The following is a 25019-nucleotide window of genomic DNA, read 5'->3' on the forward strand; positions in this document are numbered from 1 at the left end:
TCATCCTCCGTGCCTGACCACCTCAAACCGTTCCAGCTTCACACGTTCACTGCCCCCTATACCTGCTTTTTGCCTTGCGATATCTATCTGCTCCTCCACCGTGTCGATCCCTTCCAGATTCGGAAGCAGCAGTCCGCGTCTCCAGCCGCTGCTCACGATGACGCCATAACGCTTTGCATTCAACATTTCGGGCCCCTCGATCTCTTCTGCCGTCCCCAGTACATCCACGCTGTATGTAAGGTCCGTCAGCTCTTCTTCCGTTACCGGTTGAAAGCGTGGGTCACGGACACCTGCACTTATGGCATTCTCGATAACCTCTTCCGCCAGGGAAGGCTGCACTCCCTGTATCGTTCCGATGCACCCCCGCAGCACGCCTCTCTTTTTGAGCGATACGAATGCACCGGCCTTCTGCTTTGTCATCTCATCCGGGAGCCCGGCAGGCACCTCTATCTTCTCTCCCGTGCGGATATATGTCTCAAGGGCATGCCTCGCAAGATTCACATAGGCATCCTGTCTGCCGGTCACATGATACGTGCACACGCCGTATCCAACGCCGAAAGGCCCCTCATAAGACAGCCGCGAGGCTTCCACCGCATCTCCTTCCAGAGCGCCGGCCATCACTGTAAATGAGCGGTGTCCGCATTCCCCTGCCTTCCAAAGCAGCTCTTCCGGCATCTCCAGAAGCCGACCAAAGTCAGCCCTGCCCATAATATCCATTATCTTCCTGTCATACTCCGGCCCCTCTTTCCGGTAGCCATACGGCCCTTCCTCCCTGAGGTAATGAGACAAGTCGCCGCTCGCTATGAATACGACCTTTCTGCCAAGCCGTTCTGCCACCTGCCGTATGTATGCACCGAGCCTGTAATGGTCTGCAAGCGGCAGCCCAGACAAGCCGATGCGGACAAGTCTGTAGCCACCGTATCGTTCATTTACAAAATACAGCGGTACCATCGTCCCATGGTCCAGCTCCCTCTGCCGCTCTCCTTCTGTCCCCGCCGGGAATCCTTCCCTTCCGGCCAGCTCTGCCAGCTCGTCTGTGAACTCCGTGTCATAAGGCACCTCAATTTTCACCTGTGCCGCACCGAACTGTCCGAAATCTCCCGCCGCCTCTGTTCCCGGCGATATGTGGAAATAGTCCTGGTGCATCACCACATGGGGGGACGCCACGACTATCGTATCCGGGCGGATCGATGCAATCTCTTCCGCCACCCGGCGGTAAGCCTCGACCGTACCGGCTATGTCCTGCTCCTGTCCCCGTCCCACCTCCGGTACGATGAGCGGCGGATGGGGTACCATATACGCTGCTGCTACAGACATATTGCCACCTCCTGTCTTTTTCTCCGCAGTTTTCCACTGCGGCGGTACATCTACTCTTCTACCATAATCTTGATAATCTCTTCGTTCGTCTCCCGCATGCCTTCTTTTCCGAGACGGCCGACATTCTTTATCGTAGCCTCCACGCCTTTTGTCACTATGCCGTCGCCGCCATAGAACTGCTGCCCGTTCGTATACATATAGTATCCGAGTATGCCGGCATCCACAGAAGAGGCAATCTTGGCCGCACACGAAGCCTTGGCTCCGTCGCAGACGATGCCGGACACGATTGCAAGCGCATTCACCACCGTGTGGATCACTTCCTCGTAACCTCCGCTGCACAGATAGGCAATCCCGGCCCCCGCGGCGGCTCCGGCGCTGACTGCCCCGCAGTAGGCGGACAGACGCCCGATTCCGGTCTTCTGATGTATGGCCACAAGGTTGGAAAGGGCAAGTGCACGGTACATCTTGTCTTCCCCCGCCTCCAGTTCTTTCGCATATTCTACGACAGGGATGGAACAAGTGATTCCCTGGTTGCCGCTGCCCGAGTTGATTACGACCGGAAGCTCGCAGCCATTCATACGGGCATCCGAGCCGGCCGCGGCCTTCGCCTTGGCCCTCGTCTTGATATCGCTGCCGTACGTGCTCAGAAGCACGCTGCCTATGTTGGCGCCGTAATCCCCCTTCAGCCCTTCTTCCGATATAGCGGTATTATATGTTATCTGCTGGTCCAGCACTTCCCGGACATCTTCTATGTCAAGCGACTGGATAAAGTCCCAGATGTCCTCCATGTTCAGTATGCTCCTGTCCGTCAGCCCTTCCTCTTTTTCACCTTCAACAGGGATATCCAGAAGCTTTTCCCCGTTCTTTTCGATGAGAACTATATTCGTGTGGTAGTTCGCGATACGGACTTTGGCATAGTCATTCCCTCTATAGACCGTGATGATGATGTCAAAGGTAATTCCATTGTCCACATGGACTACTTTCACCTCCGTCCTCTCCAGGAAGGTGCGCATCATACGAATCTCTTCCTCCGACACTTCAGAGATGACTTCCAGCTCCCTTTCCGCCTTGCCGCCTATAATCCCTGCCGCCGCTGCCGCAGGAATCCCTTTCAGGTGGTTCGTGTTCGGCACTATCACACTCTTTACATTCTTGATAATGCTCCCGCTCGCCTCGACAAGCACTTTATCCGGCACTTCCCCAAGTACCTCTCTCGCCCTGGCTGCGGCGTATGCAAGCGCAATCGGTTCCGTGCACCCCATAGCAGGAACAAGCTCCTCCTTCAGTATCTGTACATACGATCCGTAACTCTTATCCTCTCTTCTCATACCTCATCCTCCGTTTTTATCTTTCTGCCACTACATCTCTCCGTTTTTAAACCTCATGATCATCTCGTTCGTAAGACTCAGCCCTGTGGCTGTCACTGGAATATCCTCCCGCTCGAACCACTCTGCCAGAGCCAGCTCATCTTCATCAAGCGTAATGGCGCCATCCCCGTCCAGCTCGGCGTAAAAGCCCAAAAGGAGCGTGTCTGAAAAGGACCACGGCTGGCTTTTATAATATGTAATGTTCTTCACCTTAAGCCCTACTTCCTCCATGACCTCGCGCCGAACCGTCTCTTCTATCGTCTCCCCGATCTCGGCAAAGCCGGCCAGCAGCGCATATTTCTTGAACTCCCGGTTCGCATACTTAGACATCAGCAGACGGTTCCCGTGCGTCAGGCCGATGATGACCGCCGGCATGATCTTCGGATATTCCATATTGCCGCATGAAGGGCACTTAAGCATACGCTCCTTCCCATCTTGTTCTGTTCTGCTGCCGCATCTCCCGCAGAACCTGTGTCCGCTGTACCAACGGTACAGCTGGGCTCCGGTAATCCCCGCAAATGCTAAGTGCCGCGGCATCGCAGTGCGGAATATCTCCGTATCTTCCAGCGTAAGATCCCCTGATTCGTAGAAGCCGATTCCCTCCCCGAGGTAAAAGCGCTGCCCGTCTATAGAAAACAGATACGTATAGTCCTCATACAGCCCTTCCGTATACGGTTCCATCTCCTGGAAGGTGGGGAAGGCTATCCCATCCTGTCCGTCCTTCCTCACAAGCACTTTCCGTCCACTGTAGCACAATAGAAAACTCGCGCCGTCCGGCGCCTCTGGCTTGTACGCATTGGAAAACCGGCACGGCTCAATGTCCTGTATCATTATCCTTGCTCTCCTTTTACATTGTATTTCCTAATCCATTATACCTTAACAACCGCCGAATGTTCAATACGTATCTCCTATATCAAAAAAGGGGCCAGACCCCCATGCACAGGAATCCCGCCCTTCACATATTCATATAGCTATCCGATGCCTTCAAACAGAACAACGAGAATATCTACCGCCTTGCCAAGCCCAAGACGGCTCACATTGAGGACAAGCTGATAGGAAGACGCTTTCCCCCAGTCCTCTCCCGTATTAGTCTCGTAATAGTATTTTCTCTCCCGGTCAATCTTCTTAATCTTTTCAGCCGCCTTACGCTCCGGCATCTCCTGCAGCTGCGACACTCTCTTGACCCGGTCTTCCTTATCCGCACAGATGAACACGCTGATACAGTTCGGACAGTCCTGAAGGACATAGTCCGCGCACCTGCCCACAATCACGCAGGGGCTTCTCTTTGCCAGCCTGCGGATGATCTCGGACTGCGCCTTATAAACCCGCTCGCTGAGCGGCCGCATATAATCTTCAGCGTTCATGTAAGCTACGTAATCTCCAGGCCCTGTGATATAAGATGCCAGAAAGCTGCTGAGCGCGGTCTCATCTACCTCTCTTGCGGCCTCCTCGCTGATATCCAGCTCCTTCGCAGCCATCTCCACCAGATTGTGGTCATAAAGCGGAATATCCAGCCTCTTGGCCAGACGCATGCCTATCTCACGCCCCCCGCTTCCACATTGACGCCCGATTGTAATGATAACATTATCCGTCATACTGCCCACTCCTTCCCTTCAGCCAATAACAATACATATCCGTCCAGTTCTCTTATCTATATTATACCTCTTCGGGGAATGATTTCCAATAGCGGATCACTTCTCAAGCACCCTTATCCTGTCGATGATAAACTGCTCCACGTCCTCCTTCTTCATCCTGAGGGCGACTGCCAGTTCCCCATACAGGTTGTCTTCCGCCAGGTGCAGAAACCGCTCGTCTCCCGCTGTAACTTTCTTACCCTGTGCGATTCGGGTCTGCCTGCGGTAATAGATCGTCTTGATGATCTTTACCCATTCGCGGCAGTCATACTTATAGAGGGCCTCCTTAAACGAAAGCTCCCTCTTCTTTTCATCCTGGATCCACAGCGCGTCGATATCCTTTATATCGTCTACCAGTTCATTGGCATGCTCTCTCGATATGACAGGACGCATGATGATCTTGTCATTATCCACAGGCACATAGGTCCTGCTGTTGCTGTCATATACAGGCACGAGCGTATAATACAGCCTCTTTTTTACAGCGCCGCTGATATCAATCGGCCCTATGGCCTCCACGGTACACACGCCATATTTTCCACAGATGATGTGGTCTCCTATCTGGAACATCCTATCACTCCTATCTCTCAGATAACACCAGGCGTTACAAAAATGCCAGAAGAACACGCAGCATTCTTCTGACATTTCCCCTTCATTGTTCACCTTTATTTTACTACCTTGCGCCCAAATTTTCTAACTATTTTTTTCCTAGTCTTCTTTTTTTCAGTATAATGCACAACTTGCAGGCCTTCACCTTTTGTTACATTTTACCATATTGTCACATCACGAGCAGCGCAGCCCGGGACACGAGAAAGCAGAACAGCATCCCGGTCACCGTCGGGATGAGGAAGGCTGCTGCCATCCATTTGAATCCCCCCGTCTCTTTCCGTATCGTAAGCAGCGTTGTGGAGCACGGCCAGTGCATGAGGGAAAACAGCATCGTGCAGACAGCTGTGACCCACGTCCAGCCATTGTCTACAAAGAGCTGGTGCATCTGCGTCAGGCTATCCATCTCCAGAATGCTTCCCTGGGCCGTATATGCCATGATGATAATCGGCACTACAATCTCATTGGCCGGAAATCCAAGTATGAACGCCATAAGGATTACCCCATCAAGTCCCAGGAGCCTGGCAAACGGGTTGAGAAAGTCACAGCAGTGTGTCAGCAGGCTCACGCCGCCTGCATCCACATTGGCCAGCAGCCATATGACGAGTCCGGCCGGCGCCGCCACGACAACCGCCCGGCCAAGGACGAACAGCGTCCTGTCAAAGATAGAGCGGACGACTACCTTCCCAATCTGCGGACGTCTGTACGGAGGCAGCTCTAACGTAAAGGAGGACGGGATTCCTTTCAGCATCGTCTTGGATAATACTCCCGAGACAAGAAAGGTCATCAACACGCCAAGCACGATTACGGCAGTCAGCATAAGCGCCGCCAGAAGCGTCGCCCCCGGTCCTCTTTCTGTCCCGATAAAGAACATCGTTATCAGTGCTATCAATGTCGGAAACCTTCCGTTGCATGGCACGAAATTGTTCGTAAGCATTGCAATCAGCCGTTCCCTGGGAGAGTCGATGATGCGGCAGCCGACGATGCCCGCCGCATTGCATCCGAATCCCATGCACATGGTCAAGGCCTGCTTGCCGCAGGCACGGCATCTTTTAAACGGTTTGTCAAGATTGTACGCCACCCTTGGCAGATATCCTGCATCCTCCAGCAAAGTGAACAGCGGAAAAAAGATGGCCATAGGCGGCAGCATGACTGACACGACCCATGCCAGCACCCGGTACACGCCTTGTATGAGCATTCCGGTTATCCAGCCTGGAACCTGCATATGTACACACAGCTCCATCAGCCTATCCTGTATCCAGAACAGCCCCTGGGAAAGAAGCTGCGAGGGATAATTGGCGCCGGTTATGGTCAGCCAGAGGACGAATGCCAGAAGTGCAATCATGACAGGATATCCTGTTCTTCGGCTGGTCAGGATGGTATCCAGCTTTTTGTCCATGCCACGGTAGCCTCTTCCCCCGCATTGTACCGCCGCCTTGCCGATAGCCTCTGCCTGCCTTACGATAGCCGATACGATCTTATCTTTCAGCACGTTCCTGTCAATCCCCTTCTCTTTCAGCAGGGCATATGCTTCCTTCAGGGCTGCAGCTGTGGCGTCATCTTTCATGATATCTGTTCCGAACGCTTCCTCCAGCTCTTTCAGAAGCGATTCGTCACCTTCCAGCAGCTTCAGGGCCAGCCACTTTGCCGATGGGCCTTTCCGCCCGCTTCTTTTTATCATGTCTGCGGCGGCCGGCATGACGAGAGCCGCCGCCTGCTCTACCTCCTCCGGATAGCTGATTACGACCGGAGTGCGGTTCCCGCCTTTCCCGTCTGCCACATCATCCATCACGGCAAGAAGGGCATCCAGGCTCCTCCTCTCCCGCGCCACCGCTCCCACGACCGGAACGCCCAGCCTGTTTTCCAGTTGCTCAAGATCGACCCGGATGTGCTTTCTTTTTGCTTCATCCAGAAGATTGACACAGACGATGACATGATTGCATATCTCGATCGTCTGCAGCACAAGGTTCAGGTTCCGCTCCAGACATGTGGCGTCACAGACGACGACCACTTCATCGGCGCCCCCGAAACAGATGAAGTTGCGTGCGACCTCTTCTTCCGCCGAATGGGCCATGAGCGAATATGTGCCGGGGATATCCACCAGTACATAAGAATGCCGGTTCGTACCGCATAGGCCCTGGGCATTGGCCACCGTCTTGCCCGGCCAGTTTCCCGTATGCTGATTCAGGCCCGTAAGACCGTTGAACACCGTACTCTTTCCCACATTCGGATTACCGGCCAGGGCAACCACCTTTGCGTCCTTGGACGGCTTTCTGATAATCAGCTCTTTGTCCGCCGCCCCTTTCCCTGTCGAATTAATCGTAAGTCCCATCTATGTCATCACCTCTGTTCATGGATTGTTATGCGAGTGCTGTCTTCCGATCGGATAGCTATCACCGCTCCCCGTATCAGATAAGCGGACGGATCCCCTCCCGGACTGCGTCCGACACATTCTACGAGGGTCCCTTCCACCAGTCCGATGTCCAGAAGGCGCCTGCGGATACTTCCATCTGACAGGAGCTCTTTTACAACTGCGGTCTGACCTGGTTCTATTTCATTCAGACATGCTTCCCTGTTCATAAAATACACCACCATCTCATACAATTTAGTCTAAGGAAACTTTCTTTCCTACTACCAGAATATTGAAAAACTTATATTTGGTTACAAATTTTATGATAGGGGACACAGAATGGAAGATAACTTCTATACGCAGAAAGGGTATGAGCTGAACTGCCATGAAGACTTGACGGCATCCATGGAAGATTATCTGGAGATGATATGCCGGATGCTGCTGGAAAAGGATGTGGTCCGGATACAGGAGCTCTCCTCTTGGCTGCACGTAAAACCGTCCTCCGCCTCCAAGATGGTCGGGACGCTGAAGGAGAAAGGATATATCCAGTTTGAGAAATATGGATATCTGACCGCTACCGCCAAAGGCCGGGAGGCGGGCAATTATCTGCTTTACCGCCACGAAGTGCTGCACCGCTTCCTCTGCCTTTTGAACGGCACGGAAAATGAACTGGAGCAGGTAGAGAAAATTGAGCATTATATAGATAAAAATACGATAGAAAATCTGGCACAGCTTATCGACCGGCTTACACAATTCTAAAAGTCCCGAAACCAGTTTCACGAATAACCGGTCCCGGGACTTTCTGCACTTTTATCCGTCCTATCTGAGGGACGCTTTTACGTCAGCACTTCCTGCCACTCCTGCTCTTTAAAGCCGGCGGCGACAAAGTCCTCGCCGATGAGCAGCGGACGCTTTACGAGCATCCCGTCTGTAGACAGGATTTCATACTGTTCTTTCTCGCTCATCTCAGGAAGCCTGTCTTTTAATCCGAGCTCTCTATATTTCATCCCGCTCGTGTTGAAAAAACGCTTCAGCGGAAGCTTGCTTCTTTTCTGCCATTCTTCCAGTTCCGCAGCGGTAGGATTTTCCTCGATGATATGCCTCGCTTCAAATGCTATGCCGTTGTCCTCCAGCCATTTCCTGGCCCTTCTGCATGTGGAACACTTTGGATATTCTAAAAATAGTACACTCATAGTCTTATCTCCTTTTATCGTCCTGTCCTTTTCATTGGAACAGCCGCGTGGAAAAGTAGCGCTCTGCCGTATCGGCCAGCACGGTCACCACGGTCTTGCCTCTTCCAAGCTTCTTTGCCATGCGGACAGCCGCAGCCACATTCGTCCCGCTGCTGATTCCGCACATGAGCCCTTCTTTCCTGGCAAGCTCCTTCGCAGCAGCGAGGGCTTCCTCATCGGTCACTATCACGATATCATCAAAGATTTTCTGATTAAGAATCTCAGGGATAACGCCGTCGCCGATGCCCATCTGAAGGTGGGTTCCTACTTCCCTCCCAGACAGTATCGCCGCATTCTCCGGCTCTATGGCCCATATCTCTATGCCAGGATTCACTGCCTTGAGTGCTTCACCGATGCCGGTAATCGTACCACCGGTGCCTATCCCCGAGCAAAAGCCGTGAATCGGCTTTCCGGCCTGCCTCAGGATCTCCTGCCCCGTCTGTTCCCTGTGGGCGGCGCTGTTGGCCTCATTTTCAAACTGCTGCGGGACATACACGTTGGAATCTTCCTCCGCCATCAGAAGCGCTGTCCGCAGACATTCGTCGATGCAGTCTCCGATGTTGCCCGCGTCATGAACCAGCCTGACTTCCGCACCGTAATTGCGCACCAGCTTCCTTCTCTCCTCGCTGACGGAATCGGGCATGATGATAACCGTCCGATATCCCTTGACAGCCCCAATCAGCGCCAGTCCGATACCCTGGTTCCCGCTTGTAGGTTCGACGATAATCGTATCTTTGTGGATCAGACCCTTTTTTTCCGCTGTCTCGATCATATTAAGCGCAGTCCTCGTCTTGACGGAACCACCTATATTCACTGCCTCAAATTTTACGAGAATCTCCGCATCTTCCGGGCCGGTCATCCGATTCAGCCGGATGAGCGGAGTATTGCCGACTGCCTCTAACACGTTGTCATAAATCATCTCTTTTGTCCTCTCTTCGTATACTTCTTATATATACACTATAGACTAAAACAGATTATGTTACAAGAGGAAGCCTGCCCGGCCAGCGCATACACTCTGACATGACACAGATACCGGCGGCACCCGCGGCACACATCCTCTCTATACATGCTAATGTGCCCTGCATCCCTCCGATGGCATACACCGGTATATTCACCGCAGCACATACTTCCCTGAGAAAGCCGATGCCCCGGGGAGCGGCTCCCGGCTTGCAGTCCGTAGCAAAGATATGGCCTGCCGTCACATAGGACGCTCCAAAGCGTTCTGCCTCAAGCGCCTCCGGGACCGAATGGACAGACACGCCCGTCCAGCGGAACTGCCCTGCAATATCCCGGTCACTCCTCAGCACCGGAAGGGGCAGATGGATAGCAGCAGATTTCTGAACGGATGCCACGCCGGCGAAAGTATGCGGGATACAGAAGACATGGTGAGCGTCACAGATTTCCCTCACTTGTGAAAGCAGCTGTGCATATTCTTCTTCCGTCAGGTCTTTTTCACGCAGAAGCACGGCCCGTGGACGTCTCGAGCAGATCAGTTCTATCTGCTCGAGGAACGGCCTGCCACACAGATGCCGGTTTGTCACGGCTATCACCCGGCTGTAGATATCCTCCGTATTATCAGTCATAGCTTTCGCCTCCTCTACACATAGATATGATCACTCATCACAGGCTGCAGGCCCAGGCCCAGAAGATCCTCATACACTTCTCTCACAGAACGCCCGTCGGATATCTCGAACTGGCCGTCCCCTTTCTCTTCTATATCGTCTACATGCTCTCCGATTGCTGTACTCACTCCTGCAGATATCTTCGTAGCCGCGATATTGACAAGATTATCTCTTACCCGGGCGCATTCCCTCGTAGACACGGTGATACCGGCAAAAGGCAGGAACAGCCGGTAGGCCGCCACGACCTGAAGAAGCTGAGGCTCGTGGACGTCCATCGGATTGATCTTCTCGTTATGGATGATCGGACGAAGGCGGGGGCAGGAGAATGCAATCTCGGCATGCGGATATTTCCTCTGAAGCAGATACGCGTGCATCCCCGTGGCGAACGCATCCCTGCGGAAGTCATCCAGCCCGAGAAGTGCGGCGAACCCTACCCCTCTCATCCCTCCTTTCAGCGCGCGCTCCTGCGCATTCAGCCGGTAGGGGAAGATACGCTTATGTCCGGCCAGATGAAGGCTCTCATACTTATCGGAGTTATACGTCTCCTGAAAGACCGTAACATAATCGGCCCCGCATCTATGAAGATATGCATATTCATCCGAATTCATCGGATACACTTCCAGTCCTACTACTTTGAAATATGTCCCCGCAATCTCACATGCCCGGCCGATATATTCCACATCCGACCGGCTCCGGCTCTCGCCGGTGAGGATCAGAACCTCCTGAAGGCCTGTCCCGGCAACTGCTCTCATCTCTTTTTCAATCTCTTCCTCGTTCAGCATGGCTCGCTTAATCTTATTATGGCAGTTGAAGCCGCAGTAGATACAGAAGTTCTCACAATAATTCGCGATATAGACCGGAGTGAACATCTGGACGCCGTTGCCAAAATTTCTTCTCGTCTCTGCCCTCGCACACTGCGCCATCTCTTCCAGATACGGAAGTGCCGCTGGCGATAAAAGCGCGGCAAAATCTTCAGGCGTACGGCTCTCATGTGCCAGCGCGCGGGATACGTCCTTGCTCGTATATGCAGTGTAGTCGTAAGACTCCATGAACCGTATCACCTGCGCCTGCACCTCGGATTCCAGCGCTTCCATGCCCGGAAGATATGCCATGTGGTCTGTCCTGTTCTTCTTCTGCCATTCCTTGATATCGTCGTTCAAAATACTTTCATTGATACAAGTCTTGTCATCCACCATGTATGCCTCCTTCTAATCCTGCAGGAATCCGGTAAGCGGTGATGAGGCACTGGCCCCCTTGTCCATGACCCGGCCCATCCCTGCCACATATGCCGTCCGGCCTGCCTCGATCGCGCTGCGAAATGCTCTCGCCATGGCAGGAATGTCCCCGGCGGTGGCGATGGCCGTATTCGCCATGACAGCCGCCGCTCCCATCTCCATCGCCTCGCACGCCTGGGACGGCTTTCCGATGCCAGCGTCTATGATGATCGGCAGATCCATCTCATCGATGAGGATGCGGATGAACTCTTTTGTGCAGATTCCCTTGTTGGATCCAATCGGTGCTCCCAGCGGCATGATGCACGCGGCACCTGCGTTGGCCATATCCCGCGCTGCATTTAAGTCCGGGTACATATACGGCATGACGATAAACCCTTCCCTGGCCAGCATCTCCGTTGCCTTCACCGTCTCATAATTGTCCGGCAGCAGATATTTGGAATCATGGATCACTTCCACCTTCACAAAATCCCCACAGCCCAGTTCTCTTGACAGACGAGCGATACGCACCGCCTCTTCTGCGTTCCTGGCACCGGAAGTATTCGGAAGCAATGTGACATGCTCCGGTATGTAATCCAGAATATTAGCCATGCCGCCCTCATTGGCCCGCCGCACCGCCAGCGTTATAATCTGTGCGCCTGCATGTTCCACCGCGGCCTTGATAAGGTCAAGGGAATATTTCCCCGAGCCGAGGATAAACCGGGACGTAAATTCATGCCCACCTAATGTAAATGTATCTTGCGCTTTCTGTTCCATAATAATTTCCTCCTAATCTGTATGTCCGTCTATGATATATTGCGTAATGAGATTCGCCTGATGGGCCGCACACAATGCGACCCGCGGGGCCATCAGCCCGCTCCCGTGTTCCGGTTCGCTCACGCTGTCCCCGCACACGTAGAAATGCTCTGCCACCCTGCGCGTACATATCGTGTCGTTCCTTCCATATCCCGCCATGCCGGAGGCCGCCACGAGCAGCTTATCCGGATAGTGCTCCCGTATGCCGTTGACGAGCATGGCCTTCGCCTCCGGGCGGTCGAACGCCTCGCACACGATGTCATCCTGCCCGAACAGTCCGGCCACGTTCCCCTCTGTCACCTTGACGCATTCTGCCGTGATATGCAGATAAGGGTTGATATCCCGCAGCTCTTCTGTAAGGGCGTCGGTCTTGTACATGCCGATATGGCGGATAAAATACTGCTGCCGGTTCAGATTGGTAATGTCCACCTTGTCATAATCCAGAAGATGCAGATGTCCCACCCCTGTCCTGGCCAGGGCAACAGCTACATTAGAACCGAGGCCGCCCAGCCCTGCTATCGCGACACGGGCGCCCGCAAGCTTTTCCTGGACCCCGGCAGTATGGCGCTCGATGAGCGCCCGCTGTATCATTGCTTTCGTAATCATTGCTAACCTCCTCCTACGAAGCTTACGACTTCTATCGTATCCTTGTCTTCGAGTACAGTATCCATATATTCCCTGCGCGGGACGATATGGCCGTTTTTCTCTACCGCTACCCGGGATTCCTCATATGTAAGCTCCCGAAGCAGAAGCGCTACTGTCATATGGGGAACATATTCCATGTCTTTTCCGTTTACCTTCAGCATCCTGCCACCTCCTTCCTATGTACCAAAAAAGAGTTCATGAAAGAAATACACCCGCGGTGGTGCACCCCTTCATGAACTCTCGTCCACTCTCGATGGTTTGAAATGGAAAACGGGAAATGCCAGAGCATTTCCCGTAATAATCTTACTATACGTTCCTACGTTGGCATTATCCACATCAGGTCTATGGGTCGAAGTCCTCAACTTCCTCTCAGCCTATCCAATAAGCTCCCCTATTCAGTTCACACTACATAATATACGGCATAACAGGCCGCCTGTCAATCCCCTGCCGATTCTCCGATACGCTCTCCCATCTTCACTCTCGTCTCATATCCCTTGTCCGTGTTGGAGATAAGCGATGCATCCGGATTGGCCGCCCCCTTCTGGAACAGCAGTATGACCGTGGAACCTCCGAACTCGAACCGTCCCTTTTCCTGGCCCCTTCTCACCTCACAGGCATCATCATAATTCGTGATACGGCCTACCATAAGAGCCCCTACTTCCATCATAAGGACTGTCTTAAAATGGCGGCTTTTCAAAAGGGAGTATTCCCTCGTATTCTCCTTATATATCGGCAGGACATCATTAGCTGCAGGGTTGACCGTGTGAAAGACGCCGGGTATCCTGACGTTTCTCGACTTCGTTCCGTCATCTATGTAACAATATCTATGATAATCATCCACCGTAAGCCGGAAGATACATGCATATCCTCCCTCGTAACGCTTCGCGAGCTTTGCCGAACGCAGGAGGGATTCCACCGTATACAGCGTATCCTTGATACGGAACCGGCTCCCCCCGTCGTCTCCCCGCCGGATAGGATAGATGCTCAGCTTGCCGTCGCAAGGACTGACAAGAGTCCGCCCATCTCCCTCCATGGGGCGGCATTCCGGCTTGAGCTGTCTTGTGAAAAAATCATTGTAGGAGGAGAACTTCTGCTTCCGGCAGCAAGATAAATCGATATCGTTATGTCTGACGAACGGCCTGATCAGGCATCTCGACCAGCTTCTGTCCAGCAGCCAGCCTCCGGCCCTTGAGACATATGGGCGTATGAGCAGCCTTGTCAGGCCTCTTCCTATCGGATGCGTGTACATCCACCAGAGCAGCCTGTCCTGCCCGGAATCTTCTGTTGTCACTTTGCCATCTCTGTCTATGTATTTCATAATCCTGACTCTACCACCTTCTGCAGAACCACGGCCAGCCTGCGTGGAAATTGATACGGTAATTCGTGAAAATAATCATAATCAGCACCGCAGCCCCTACCACAGCCACAAGAACTGCAAGGGTAGCATTACTTGGCTTCTTAAGCTTAAACTTTCCTACAAACAGTATGCCAACGATCAACAGCGCAAGGTGAAGGCAGACACGGAATGCCCAGTCGGGTACGAAAAACTGAATCATGAACACGAGCGGTAGCACGATGGCCATGGATGTAATCGGAAGGCCCTGGTAAAACTTTTCCCCGCTCTCTGTCATCTGGGCATTCTTGGCCTCCATGACATTGAAATATGCCAGACGGATAACTGAATTCACACAATACAGGATGATAACAGCAATGCCAAGCGGCCCTCTCACACCGAGCAGATAACAGATCAACGCGGGAAAAGCGCCAAAACAGACGACATCGCAGAGCGAATCGATCTGTATGCCGAACGCCTTCTCATCATCCGTACGGTCTTTCTTCGTACGGGCAATCTTCCCGTCAAACATATCGCACAACCCTGAGATGGCAAGACATAAGATAGCGGTCTTGAACCTTCCGTGGATTGCCTGTGTCATTCCGAATACGGAAGATGCAAGACTGACATAAGTCAGCACCACCGTATAGTTATAGTATCCAATCATTTTACTCTCTCTTTCCTTTACTTATATTTTATCTGTCGCTTTCTGTCCGATGGTCAGATGTGTAAACAAGGTCATTCCAGCACTGAACAGAAGCTGTACATAATATGCGATTCCTCTGCTCAGCACCATGCCTGGCAGAAGCAGCCCCGCCGTAAAGATGCTCTTGAATATTACGAGGAACAGATTCTCGCTGATACCCATCCCGCCCGGCAGCGGCAGCATATCGACAGATACCGACACGACTGCCTGAAGCATCACTACGTCATAGATATGCGCGCCGTGCAGACCGAATGCCTTATAGACGAACCATGTCACGAAGAACAGGGCAAAACGCTGCAAAAATGTGATAATCAGCACGTTTACAATGACCTTTCCGTGGGTGCGCAGATACAGTGCCGTAGCATTATACTGGTCCATGGAGGACGCAAGCCTGCGCGTCCGTTCCGGCTTATGCTTCAGAATATGAATCCGTTCCAGTATCTTCAGGCACTTCATCATGATCCACTTTGCCAGCGCGGGATGGAATGCCAGGATGGACATCGCAATGCAGCAGAATACATTTAAGGTGACGCCCAGGTAAAATACCGGCACGATTCCCCCAAGGTAACGATGCACGAACCCTCTCTGAAAAATTGCCACGAACAGACCGATTACTACAAGAACCGACTTATATGTTATTGTAACAATCATGAGCACCAATGTCGAGACCGGAATGGGAATATTCTTCTTCCTCATGTAAAATATCTGCATCGGCTGCCCTCCGCTTGCAGACGGAGTGATGGCACTGAAGAAAAATCCCACGCAGGAATACTGGAAGCACGTCCATTTCTTCGTGCGGATCTTAAGCGTTCCGAACATATAGTATATGATAATCGACTCTCCCCAGATGAAGATGACGACACCTGCGATTCCAGGGAGCAGATACCATGGATTGACACGGATAATCGCTCTCATGACAGCATGCAGATCTTCTCCTTTAAACACGCTGTAGAGCGTCAGCGCAAACACGACGATCAGAAATATCATATTTGCAATCTTCTTATTCTTGCTTCCCACAGTTACCCCTCTCTCTCCCTAATCTCTTCTGTCTGTAAAAGCACTTCCCATACAGCCAGCCAAATACCTTCTTCGGGTACTGGTATATCTGCGTATGGAATGCAATCCAGTATGTAACCTCCGCCACCACGATTCCGCTTACCGCATCGGCGATATAATGCTGTTTCGTCACCTGTGTGGATATACAGACGAGGACAGCAAAAAAGCAGGAGAAAATCTGATATGCTTTCGGAATATTCTTCTGTCCCCTGATGCCGACAAAACAGAACCAGCTGACGAGGCAGTGGAAAGATGGCAGGAGCCTCGTCGGCTGGTCCACCTCGTATATCATCTGAAGCAGCGATATCCATAGTCCGTCACCTGTCAGCACAGGGCGCACGTTTGTCGTCGGAAGCACGATAAATATTACCGCACAGACGACCCGGGACATCATATCCGCTGTCACGAACCGGAAGCAATGCTCTTCCCCCTGTCTAACAATCATTATATAGTTAACAATCCAGAACAGATAACATCCAAGATACACTGCTACAAACCATGGTACGACCGGAACAACCCTGTCTATCGGAAGCGTCAGGTCATAATGCTTCCACGACCTTGTCAGTACCTCCGTCCCGTTGTATGCCAGGAAATTTACCGTCAGGCAGGCAATCAGAGGAAATATGGCGTATTTCGGTAATATGGGCAGTTTGGCCCTGTATCTGTCTCTCATGATGACTTCTCCTTTGTCACAGCCTACAGAATATTATAGCAGACTTATGAAAAAATGCACCCTTTATTAGAAGTTCTTTAGGAATTCCTAATATTTCCTTTCATATTTCTTTTGAAACAGCTTTGATTTCATATATCCATAATATACTTTCCTATTGCAGTTAAGGGAACGCACGTTGGTATATGCTGAACTCCATGTCTGATGGTCGGTCCTAAAGATATAAGCTTATACTTTCGGCTACCCTAAAAAGAGATCCTGTATTCTTTTTCCATTAACTTATCCATTGCAATGTCGTGGCCTTCCTAATTTTGAATATATTTCTTATAGTTGCCTCATTGAGTCCTACTATGCATACATAATATCCCTTTGCCCAGAAGTGACTGTTTCCAAATTTGTACTACAGATTTGTGCGTTTATTGAATATCATAAGTGCACTTTTTCCTTAAATGTATTCCACGAATTGTAATGCACTCAACTTGTACAGAATAATTACCAAATTATGAATAAAATAGTACATTATAATATTCCTATCTTCTTATACGCACATAGCCTGCTTCAGAATATCTTTGAGTTTTCTTTGTTCTAGTAATAGATTACTTTTCTCCGGTATTTGGTTTGATTGCTCTACAATACTTACACATCCACTTAGTATGTACTAAATTGTCTGTATTTTAATAGGGGGCGGTTTATATTTTACTCGCTTTGCTAGCTTAACAAGATAACCGCCCATAATAAAAAAGAGAGTGCTAATTTTTTATAAATAGCAATCGCTGTCCTATTCGCAACAATATATTTCAATACTTGTATCCGCGAGGGGAACGACATTTGTGGGATGCCGTGCTCCCTACAAGCGACTCATTTCAATCCACGTTCCCGCGAGGGGAACGACCATTGCATTGCCGGACTCTGTAAAACTGGACAAATTTCAATCCACGTTCCCGCGAGGGGAACGACTAATTACGCAAAAATTATTAAAAATATGATTGCTATTTCAATCCACGTTCCCGCGAGGGGAACGACCATGACGGATGACCTGTACGCGGATATCATGGCTATTTCAATCCACGTTCCCGCGAGGGGAACGACGATATCACCTTGTACAACCACCATTATAATAAAATTTCAATCCACGTTCCCGCGAGGGGAACGACAAACCCGACCTTAAAAGAGACCGACGAAGGATATATTTCAATCCACGTTCCCGCGAGGGGAACGACGGGTGAATTTACCCCCACGAAATTGAAGGCAAAATTTCAATCCACGTTCCCGCGAGGGGAACGACTGATTCAGATAGAGCGGCAAATACCTATCAAGCAATTTCAATCCACGTTCCCGCGAGGGGAACGACTTATCGTTCAACGATATAATGCGTGTAGGAGGTGATTTCAATCCACGTTCCCGCGAGGGGAACGACCTGGATCCCCGGTACCGCCTGCATTTTTATCGCAATTTCAATCCACGTTCCCGCGAGGGGAACGACTATTGCCCCAGAACGAACATTCTGCATCAATAACGATTTCAATCCACGTTCCCGCGAGGGGAACGACAGAGGCAGCCTCCGTACATGCTAACAATGAAAAATTTCAATCCACGTTCCCGCGAGGGGAACGACGCCTCCAGGAAATTCGCCGCTGACACCACTGTTATTTCAATCCACGTTCCCGCGAGGGGAACGACAAGTGGTATTATGGTAGCATCAGGAAGCGGTAGAATTTCAATCCACGTTCCCGCGAGGGGAACGACCTATCTCTAATTCCATGTTCCGGCTGTCTGCAACATTTCAATCCACGTTCCCGCGAGGGGAACGACTATCTGCCAGTAAAGGTTATCTGGTAGATGTAAATATTTCAATCCACGTTCCCGCGAGGGGAACGACGGAAGCGCTCCTGATCATAATAAGTATCAAACTATTTCAATCCACGTTCCCGCGAGGGGAACGACTGCGACCCGCGTGCCCTGTTATGTCGGATTGTTATTTCAATCCACGTTCCCGCGAGGGGAACGACACCTGAGCGATGCTGACCTGAGCGGTGCTGACCTATTTCAATCCACGTTCCCGCGAGGGGAACGACAAAAAGCTGGTTATACTACCTTTACTTTAAGAAAAATTTCAATCCACGTTCCCGCGAGGGGAACGACAAACACAAGCCCCGGTATCTCCATCTTTTGATGGAAATTTCAATCCACGTTCCCGCGAGGGGAACGACACCTCTGGAGCATATAAGCCGATGCTTTCTAGCAAATTTCAATCCACGTTCCCGCGAGGGGAACGACGGTGCACAGATGACGCTTACGTTGACAGGGGACGTATTTCAATCCACGTTCCCGCGAGGGGAACGACGCAGTAATCGACTCCAGCTCCCGCTACACGCAGATTTCAATCCACGTTCCCGCGAGGGGAACGACGGTGCACAGATGACGCTTACGTTGACAGGGGACGTATTTCAATCCACGTTCCCGCGAGGGGAACGACTCCTTCTGGAAAAGACATGCTGCGATTCAAGGAATTTCAATCCACGTTCCCGCGAGGGGAACGACGGAGGGTATCGGCCATATTGATTTCGGGAAGGAATTTCAATCCACGTTCCCGCGAGGGGAACGACTACCGCTGCACAGACCCCCGAGACGTTCAGTGCAATTTCAATCCACGTTCCCGCGAGGGGAACGACTTGATAGGATTCTGAACAATACGCCAAAAGGGACATTTCAATCCACGTTCCCGCGAGGGGAACGACGAGAGTACAGCGAGGACAGACAGGTCAGAATTTATTTCAATCCACGTTCCCGCGAGGGGAACGACTATATGGACAACGCATATTACGAGTCGATGTATCCATTTCAATCCACGTTCCCGCGAGGGGAACGACATCCGTTTCCGAACTTCATGCCGGACTTGCTCTATTTCAATCCACGTTCCCGCGAGGGGAACGACAGCAATCATATACAAATTCCAGTTGATACATAATATGGTTATCAACTATTTTTCACAACAGTTTATATTATTCCTTCTTTTTTCAATGTATAACTTATAACAAACTGGCATTTTTGTGCACTATTTCTGGTGCGAGTCTCCCAGACATTATATGTGTAACTGCTATTCGCACTACAGAATCAGAGTCTGATCCACAGCCACTCCCCGGTCTACTCCGATATGTTCAACTTTTGTCTTGTAATTATTTCCAAGGTAGTAGAACCTCAGGCTGTCTACCTCTTCATCAATAATGTCTGTCAAGATAGATTTAAGAAGCACGCTCTGCGCATTATCCAGTATACACTCGAATACCGAATTTTGTACTCTTCTTCCATAATTCACACACTGCTTTGCAACCTTCCGGAGTCTGCTTCTCCCTGCTGCTGTTTCAGTATTTACATCATAAGTTATTAAAACAAGCATTTCAAATCACCTCACTTCCACAGAAATGGAGGATAAGCATCTAAGTCGCCTCTTAAATACCTTGACAATAGCATTGCCTGTACATATGGCACCATTCCCCATTCGACCTTTTCTTTTAGAAATGGGTGTGTCAAGGTTTCCCTCTTTTTATTTTGCCATTCTGTAAGGATCCTTTTCCGAGCTTCATCTTTCATAAGGACAGCATTGTTTTCTTTCGTCACGAAATCTTTTCCATTAACTATCTTCTTATTGATTAGAGAAAGTACAAACCGGTCTGCCAGTACAGGTCTGAGCTCCTCCACCAGGTCAAGGGCCAGCGAGGCTCTGCCCGGGCGCTCTGTATGCAGTACACCTACATACGGATCCACCCCTACAGTCTCTAGGGCCGATATGACACTATTTGTTACAAGCGTGTATGCAAAGGACAACATTGCATTGACTTTATCCAGAGGCGGTCTCTTATTTCTTACTTGAAAGGTAAAATCTTTCTTCTGCTGCAGAATCAACTCATCAAACACACTAAAGTAAATGCTGGCCGCCTCCCCCTCATACCCCCGCAGCTGCTCTTTTGATATGCTGTCTTGAATTGCCTTAAGAGAATCTTTCAGCATAGCAGAAGCCTTTTTAACTCTCTCTGCATCAATCTGCATTCCGTGGTCTCTCGTAGCCCTCTCCAGTACCCATCTTGCGTTGTGGACTTTTCCTAAGATACAATTCTTCGCCACACCAAGACTTTCCATTTTGTCCATACTCATATCGTACTGCCTTTTTCTCAACAGCACATTCCCTTTTATCCGGCCTGCAATTCGCGCCATGAATCTGCCATTAGGCGTCAGGTAGCAAAGTGATATATTCCGTTCCGCACAAGCACCCATCAATGCCGGACTTGTACCTCTGTATCCGAAAGACACGACTCCTTCCAGATTATGCAGCGGCACCCTTCCGACTTCCCTGTCCTTGTCCAGCACAACGATATTTTCACCATCCAGAGAGAGGTAACTGTCTTCTGAAGTTATATATAAAGTATTTAATAATTTCTTCATTCCCCTTCCTCCAATGCTTTCTGTACGTACTCTTTTACAGACGAAGTTTTTCCAAGTTTGGGCAGACAGATGTCCTTTAAAGAACAGCCATTGCATTTTTTGCTCCATTTCACCTTCGGCGTATATCCCCGTTCAAAATATAGATGCATTTCCTGAAACATAGCTCTGACCTTCCGTCTTATATCGTCTGTTATGTCTACCCTCTCTCTTTTTCTTGTTTCCCCATAAAATATAGCACCTTCGTTAATAACAGCAGAAAACATTTCTTCGAGGCACATACACTGGGCTGCCAGCTGTATGATATCTTCCTCCGAACTCTTTGGTTTTCCTTTTTTGTACTCAATCGGATATATCCTATATACCCCTCTGTGACCGTGCAGCGTAACTCCATCTTCTGCTTTTTGAAATTCCACCACGTCACATTCTCCACTGACGCCCATCTCCCTGGAATATACCGGAAGCGCTCTTGCAATCATGACATCCTTTCGTTTTTCGCTGAGATAAGGATCATGGACCTTTTTGTGCATCAGTTCCCCTACAACCGTATGTACATTCTCTTCCCACTGCTGTTCGATATGAATAAGCGCCCACTGCCTGCGGCAGAACTGAAAATGCTGGATTCCCGATATCATCAGATATTCTTCTTCCCTGTACTCCATTAATTTTTTCTTGTCACCTCCACAGTATCGGGGATTCGTTCTTCGTATACCGTCACATCATAATCCTGATATTTTCTTGGATACACGACTTCCTCTTTCCGTTTTACCTCTACGGCATCAAACAACCTGTAGGAAGGACAGTCCCCTAATTCTTTGCTATGCTTGAATACGATTAATTCACGTACAGCCATCTTCCCTCTTGCTGCTGAATGGTCATGCTCGAACATATTGATAATAGCTTCCCACAGGAGTTCCAGGTCATCTTCTGAAAAGCCCGTAACTTTCCGTGCCAGGTTGGCAGATATATAACCTTCCACCCTGTAAAGGCCATATGGGACAATGCTTTTTCTACCCATCTCATTCTTCTTCACCGCTGCATCTTCTTCTGTCGTGATGGCAACCCTGGTAATCGCAATCTCCTGGCTAATTATCGGGTCTATGCTTCTCGCAAATCCAAGCTGCACAGGTCCCCGGACTTGTCCACAGTTGAGCGCCGCTTTTACAAATGTTGTCATAACAGCGCCAAATGTACGAATATCATAAAAGTTGCTGCACATAAAGTCTCTGATCTTACCATCCGCATTCGGATCATTCTTTTTCAGATCCTTTGTCTTTTTTTCATCAATTCCAAGATTTTTATATGCCAGTTTATCACTGCGATTCAGCGGCACATTTTCCTTAATATAAATCTGATAACCTTCTTCCCCTTCTTTTACCATTTCTACATAATTACGAATCTTTCTCTTCAGGCAGACATCTGTCACGAGCCCATAACCGCTCTCAGGGTCAATCCTCGGCATATTTCCAGCATCTGGGTCTCCATTTGGATTCCCATTTTCCACATCAAATAATACGACAAACTCATATCTGTTTTTAATCACTTCTCCCATGTTACGCCTCCTCCTTCTTTTCAAAACGCTTCTGGACCTGATGGTAATATCCTAGAATGAACATTCCCTGTTCTTCCAGCGACAGCCGCCTTGGGCAGCCTGGCTTATCGTTTTTGACTTCTATCATTCCCTGCAACCTAGTCAGAAGCTTTTCATAATGTATCTTAACACCCTTTTTATCATTCTGCAGTTTCCGCATATGGCTCTCCTTTAGTTTGAACAAAACCGGGAAAACGGACGCCGGCGTAGCACAGGCCGAATTAAAATATCTGTCCTTTATTGTTGCAATGATACCGGGATTTGCCTCCTCCTGGATAGCTTCCATAACCGCAAATTCTCTGCCTAATATATAGGCTATGTTCCTGCATTCTTCATTCAGACTCACAAATGTATCCTCCTTTATCCATTCGTAATTATAATTTCGAATCAGATGTGCCTTTACAATCGCCGCCCTGCCTCTCGTTACAGTCCCCTGTTCTGCCCGTATCCGCATAAGCACATTGCTGTATAGGCTTTCCGGATACCTGCTGCCGGATAGAATAGATTGAAACAGGGAGGATGCCATGCCTGGCTGTGGCTTAGAATCCTTTGATTTCAGGTTCACTATCTCCCTCACAAGACGCCCTATGCCGAGGTACTCCTGCGTATCCCAGGATGGCTTCACGATCTCCATTCGGCTGTAGTGGCTGTTTATGTTTTCTAATAAATTTCCAAAACTGTCCCTATAAAAGAATCTTACAGACAACCGTGCCGCGTTGGGACCCAGACCAAGAATATAAAAGCTCTGCTCCGGATTAATATCAATACCGTCAATATCGATTTGCTGGCCGTCCTCAAGCTTTTCAAATACTCCCCGGATAACCTCCTGGTTGTCCTCACAGGGTTCCATGAAGTCAGAAAAAGCCCGTTGGTACAATTCCTCCCCGTCCTCAGCCCAGAACACCACCGTCGTCTCCCCAATCCGGAACACGAAATTGCGCTGTGACAGCAGATAATTCAGTGCCGTCGTATATGCGAACACTGCATATCTGCCTACCGGCGCGTTATAGCTTTGTTCCTTTTCAAAGGATTCAAATGCCGGCGCATTAAAGGAAACCAGTGCAGCACCAACTGCCTGGGCTCCGTGCACTCCTTTGATTGTGCCGTGTATTTGGGAAATCTCTGTCTTCTCTCCGGTCACCAGGCAGATTCCTTCCTCTCCACCCTGATCCCTTTGCACATTATCATCCCACATTATCTGAATCTGCTCATCTTCCTGCGCATAACACTTTCCTGTGTAGAATATCAGATTGCCGCCTGTAATCTCCTCCCATCTTTCAGAGATATAGGGATTCTCCTTCGCCTTTTCCGGATCCCATGTACAGAAGAACTTTTTTACCGCATCGGCCGCTGCAGTGTTCACCGGTTCCAGAAGTTCCAGATGCCTTTTCTTCGCCGCCTCAAAACACTTAATCGTTCTTTTTCCTGCCCCCTCTTTCTCAATCCCCAGAAGGTACTTGGCATTGTCGCAAAGGAAATTCGCTGAGATACCCGATGCACGGAGCACCATCTCCGGCACCTCAATAAACGGCGAGATCCATACCTTTTTCTTTCCCAGCTCTTCCTCCTGCTTCAGCGAGATGATCCCTCTTACCTTTCCCTCACTGTCAATATCCAAAGCGCAGGATACCTTCGCCCTGCACCATCCCCGGCGGGGGACTTTTTCCTGTCTGGCCAGTGCTTCATAATGTGCCGCCAATGACTGCAGTATCATCGAACCACCTCACAGTCTCTCAAATCCAGCACTCCCCGGTGCATCACTGCCCGGAAGAACATCGGCCTGATATCGCCCGGCTCCGAATAGTCCAAATCAAAGAGCATGAAGCCCAGATCCTTTTCCTCCACCACCTCATATGCCGTATGAATCTCCTCATCCTCACACAGGCAAAAACTGACCGGAAATTCTCTACAGCCAAAATATGGATTGTGGTAGCATTCGCCTCTTTTCAATCTTCTCATAATAATATCCTTGAATTTCCCCGGATTGTCCGTCTCATTGGCTTTCTCGGTCATCTCAAAATGTGCGTCTATGATATACTCCACATCTCTTAGCAGAAGTGATGCCCTCTGCACAATCTCGTCCTTTGCTGAGACAGACAGCTCTTTTGCTGCTCCATTATATGCAGACAGTACGTTGCTGGCCGATACTTTGCTCTTCACTTCATTTCGCCTGACAGAGGTAAACGCTATGGGCTTCATCACATAGATACGGTCAATGACCCATCTCATACCCGGATGCCAATAGATTGCTTCTAATATGCCTCTTGCAGCCGAAGGCGTCATGACATCATATGTACATCTCTCCACCTTCATCTCCGGACGCGAGAACAGTGCATAGTCTCCCCAGACTTTCACTTTTACTCCGATACTCATTCTCATGCTCCTTCCAATTATTGGTATTATTTTATATGTATATCATACCATAAACA

General features: G+C 50.0%; 25 protein-coding genes, 1 pseudogene, 1 CRISPR repeat array and 1 riboswitch. Of the genes and pseudogenes, 1 reads left to right on the forward strand and 25 read right to left on the reverse strand.

The features are described 5' to 3' along the window. The 7 genes from amrA to E1963_RS09940 form a co-directional block, all read right to left on the reverse strand. A complete protein-coding gene (gene amrA / locus E1963_RS09910) occupies nt 1–1317 on the reverse strand; it encodes an AmmeMemoRadiSam system protein A (RefSeq protein ID WP_132277587.1) in 1317 nt (438 codons plus the stop codon). Nucleotides 1318–1367: 50 nt separating this feature from the next. Beyond that, nucleotides 1368–2645, reverse strand: coding sequence for an L-cysteine desulfidase family protein (locus tag E1963_RS09915; protein WP_132277589.1), 1278 nt, complete (start codon nt 2643–2645; stop codon nt 1368–1370). A gap of 30 nt (nt 2646–2675) precedes the next feature. After that, entirely contained in the window at nt 2676–3515 is an 840-nt protein-coding gene (nudC, locus tag E1963_RS09920; protein WP_132277591.1) for an NAD(+) diphosphatase, read from the reverse strand. A 140-nt stretch (nt 3516–3655) separates the two neighbouring features. Then, nucleotides 3656–4279 carry a cytidylate kinase-like family protein gene (locus E1963_RS09925; protein WP_132277593.1) on the reverse strand — a complete coding sequence of 208 codons (624 nt, stop codon included), beginning with the start codon at nt 4277–4279 and terminating at the stop codon, nt 3656–3658. 96 nt (nt 4280–4375) lie between these two features. Further along, a complete protein-coding gene (locus tag E1963_RS09930; RefSeq protein WP_132277595.1) occupies nt 4376–4885 on the reverse strand; it encodes a CarD family transcriptional regulator in 510 nt (169 codons plus the stop codon). Between the two features lie 208 nt (nt 4886–5093). Next, nucleotides 5094–7253 (reverse strand): ferrous iron transport protein B, encoded by a 2160-nt coding sequence (feoB, locus tag E1963_RS09935; RefSeq protein ID WP_132277597.1) that lies wholly within the window; start codon nt 7251–7253, stop codon nt 5094–5096. Between the two features lie 8 nt (nt 7254–7261). After that, the gene (locus E1963_RS09940) at nt 7262–7501 is read right to left on the reverse strand and encodes a FeoA family protein (protein WP_132277599.1); all 240 of its coding nucleotides are present in this window, start codon (nt 7499–7501) and stop codon (nt 7262–7264) included. 109 nt (nt 7502–7610) lie between these two features. On the opposite strand from E1963_RS09940, the gene E1963_RS09945 reads away from it, so the two are divergent. Continuing rightward, nucleotides 7611–8030 (forward strand): metal-dependent transcriptional regulator, encoded by a 420-nt coding sequence (locus E1963_RS09945; RefSeq protein WP_132277601.1) that lies wholly within the window; start codon nt 7611–7613, stop codon nt 8028–8030. A gap of 77 nt (nt 8031–8107) precedes the next feature. Here E1963_RS09945 and E1963_RS09950 read toward each other — a convergent pair whose 3' ends face one another. The 18 genes and pseudogenes from E1963_RS09950 to cas5c all read right to left on the reverse strand — a co-directional run bounded on the left by E1963_RS09950 (nt 8108) and on the right by cas5c (nt 24963). Beyond that, a complete protein-coding gene (locus E1963_RS09950) occupies nt 8108–8464 on the reverse strand; it encodes an arsenate reductase family protein (protein WP_132277603.1) in 357 nt (118 codons plus the stop codon). A 31-nt stretch (nt 8465–8495) separates the two neighbouring features. Next, nucleotides 8496–9422 carry a cysteine synthase A gene (cysK, locus tag E1963_RS09955; protein ID WP_132277605.1) on the reverse strand — a complete coding sequence of 309 codons (927 nt, stop codon included), beginning with the start codon at nt 9420–9422 and terminating at the stop codon, nt 8496–8498. Between the two features lie 55 nt (nt 9423–9477). Next, a complete protein-coding gene (locus E1963_RS09960) occupies nt 9478–10086 on the reverse strand; it encodes a thiamine phosphate synthase (protein WP_132277607.1) in 609 nt (202 codons plus the stop codon). A 14-nt stretch (nt 10087–10100) separates the two neighbouring features. Beyond that, nucleotides 10101–11321 (reverse strand): 2-iminoacetate synthase ThiH, encoded by a 1221-nt coding sequence (gene thiH, locus E1963_RS09965; protein ID WP_132277609.1) that lies wholly within the window; start codon nt 11319–11321, stop codon nt 10101–10103. 12 nt (nt 11322–11333) lie between these two features. Continuing rightward, a complete protein-coding gene (locus tag E1963_RS09970) occupies nt 11334–12113 on the reverse strand; it encodes a thiazole synthase (RefSeq protein WP_132277611.1) in 780 nt (259 codons plus the stop codon). Nucleotides 12114–12125: 12 nt separating this feature from the next. Beyond that, the gene (gene thiF, locus E1963_RS09975; protein ID WP_132277613.1) at nt 12126–12758 is read right to left on the reverse strand and encodes a sulfur carrier protein ThiS adenylyltransferase ThiF; all 633 of its coding nucleotides are present in this window, start codon (nt 12756–12758) and stop codon (nt 12126–12128) included. 2 nt (nt 12759–12760) lie between these two features. After that, nucleotides 12761–12958 (reverse strand): sulfur carrier protein ThiS, encoded by a 198-nt coding sequence (thiS, locus tag E1963_RS09980; RefSeq protein WP_132277615.1) that lies wholly within the window; start codon nt 12956–12958, stop codon nt 12761–12763. 134 nt (nt 12959–13092) lie between these two features. Next, a riboswitch (TPP riboswitch) is annotated at nt 13093–13200 on the reverse strand. Nucleotides 13201–13233: 33 nt separating this feature from the next. Continuing rightward, entirely contained in the window at nt 13234–14115 is an 882-nt protein-coding gene (locus tag E1963_RS09985) for a phosphatidylserine decarboxylase (RefSeq protein ID WP_201272027.1), read from the reverse strand. A gap of 10 nt (nt 14116–14125) precedes the next feature. Continuing rightward, nucleotides 14126–14797 carry a CDP-alcohol phosphatidyltransferase family protein gene (locus E1963_RS09990; RefSeq protein WP_066579645.1) on the reverse strand — a complete coding sequence of 224 codons (672 nt, stop codon included), beginning with the start codon at nt 14795–14797 and terminating at the stop codon, nt 14126–14128. Nucleotides 14798–14818: 21 nt separating this feature from the next. Next, a complete protein-coding gene (locus E1963_RS09995; RefSeq protein ID WP_132277619.1) occupies nt 14819–15853 on the reverse strand; it encodes a lysylphosphatidylglycerol synthase transmembrane domain-containing protein in 1035 nt (344 codons plus the stop codon). Beyond that, nucleotides 15837–16565: a phosphatase PAP2 family protein gene (locus tag E1963_RS10000; RefSeq protein ID WP_132277620.1), complete on the reverse strand. Its 729-nt coding sequence runs from the start codon at nt 16563–16565 to the stop codon at nt 15837–15839. The genes E1963_RS09995 and E1963_RS10000 overlap by 17 nt, the downstream gene beginning before the upstream one ends. Before the next feature lie 242 nt (nt 16566–16807). Next, nucleotides 16808–17206: pseudogene (locus E1963_RS22660) on the reverse strand (transposase). Between the two features lie 150 nt (nt 17207–17356). Then, a CRISPR array of direct repeats spans nt 17357–19497; the repeat unit is 32 nt; unit sequence ATTTCAATCCACGTTCCCGCGAGGGGAACGAC. Nucleotides 19498–19668: 171 nt separating this feature from the next. Continuing rightward, nucleotides 19669–19959, reverse strand: coding sequence for a CRISPR-associated endonuclease Cas2 (cas2, locus tag E1963_RS10010; protein WP_132277622.1), 291 nt, complete (start codon nt 19957–19959; stop codon nt 19669–19671). An 11-nt stretch (nt 19960–19970) separates the two neighbouring features. Continuing rightward, a complete protein-coding gene (cas1c, locus tag E1963_RS10015; RefSeq protein ID WP_132277624.1) occupies nt 19971–21002 on the reverse strand; it encodes a type I-C CRISPR-associated endonuclease Cas1c in 1032 nt (343 codons plus the stop codon). Beyond that, complete coding sequence (gene cas4 / locus E1963_RS10020; RefSeq protein ID WP_132277625.1) at nt 20999–21661, reverse strand: CRISPR-associated protein Cas4; 663 nt, start codon at nt 21659–21661, stop codon at nt 20999–21001. Before cas4 ends, cas1c begins: the two co-directional genes overlap by 4 nt. Next, on the reverse strand, nt 21661–22551 hold the full coding sequence (gene cas7c / locus E1963_RS10025; protein ID WP_132277626.1) for a type I-C CRISPR-associated protein Cas7/Csd2: 891 nt from the start codon (nt 22549–22551) through the stop codon (nt 21661–21663). Before cas7c ends, cas4 begins: the two co-directional genes overlap by 1 nt. A 1-nt stretch (nt 22552) precedes the next feature. After that, nucleotides 22553–24304 (reverse strand): type I-C CRISPR-associated protein Cas8c/Csd1, encoded by a 1752-nt coding sequence (gene cas8c, locus E1963_RS10030; protein ID WP_132277627.1) that lies wholly within the window; start codon nt 24302–24304, stop codon nt 22553–22555. Next, complete coding sequence (gene cas5c, locus E1963_RS10035; protein WP_132277629.1) at nt 24301–24963, reverse strand: type I-C CRISPR-associated protein Cas5c; 663 nt, start codon at nt 24961–24963, stop codon at nt 24301–24303. Before cas5c ends, cas8c begins: the two co-directional genes overlap by 4 nt. Between the last annotated feature and the right edge of the window lie 56 nt (nt 24964–25019).

Source organism: Extibacter muris (assembly GCF_004345005.1).
GTDB lineage: Bacteria > Bacillota > Clostridia > Lachnospirales > Lachnospiraceae > Extibacter > Extibacter muris.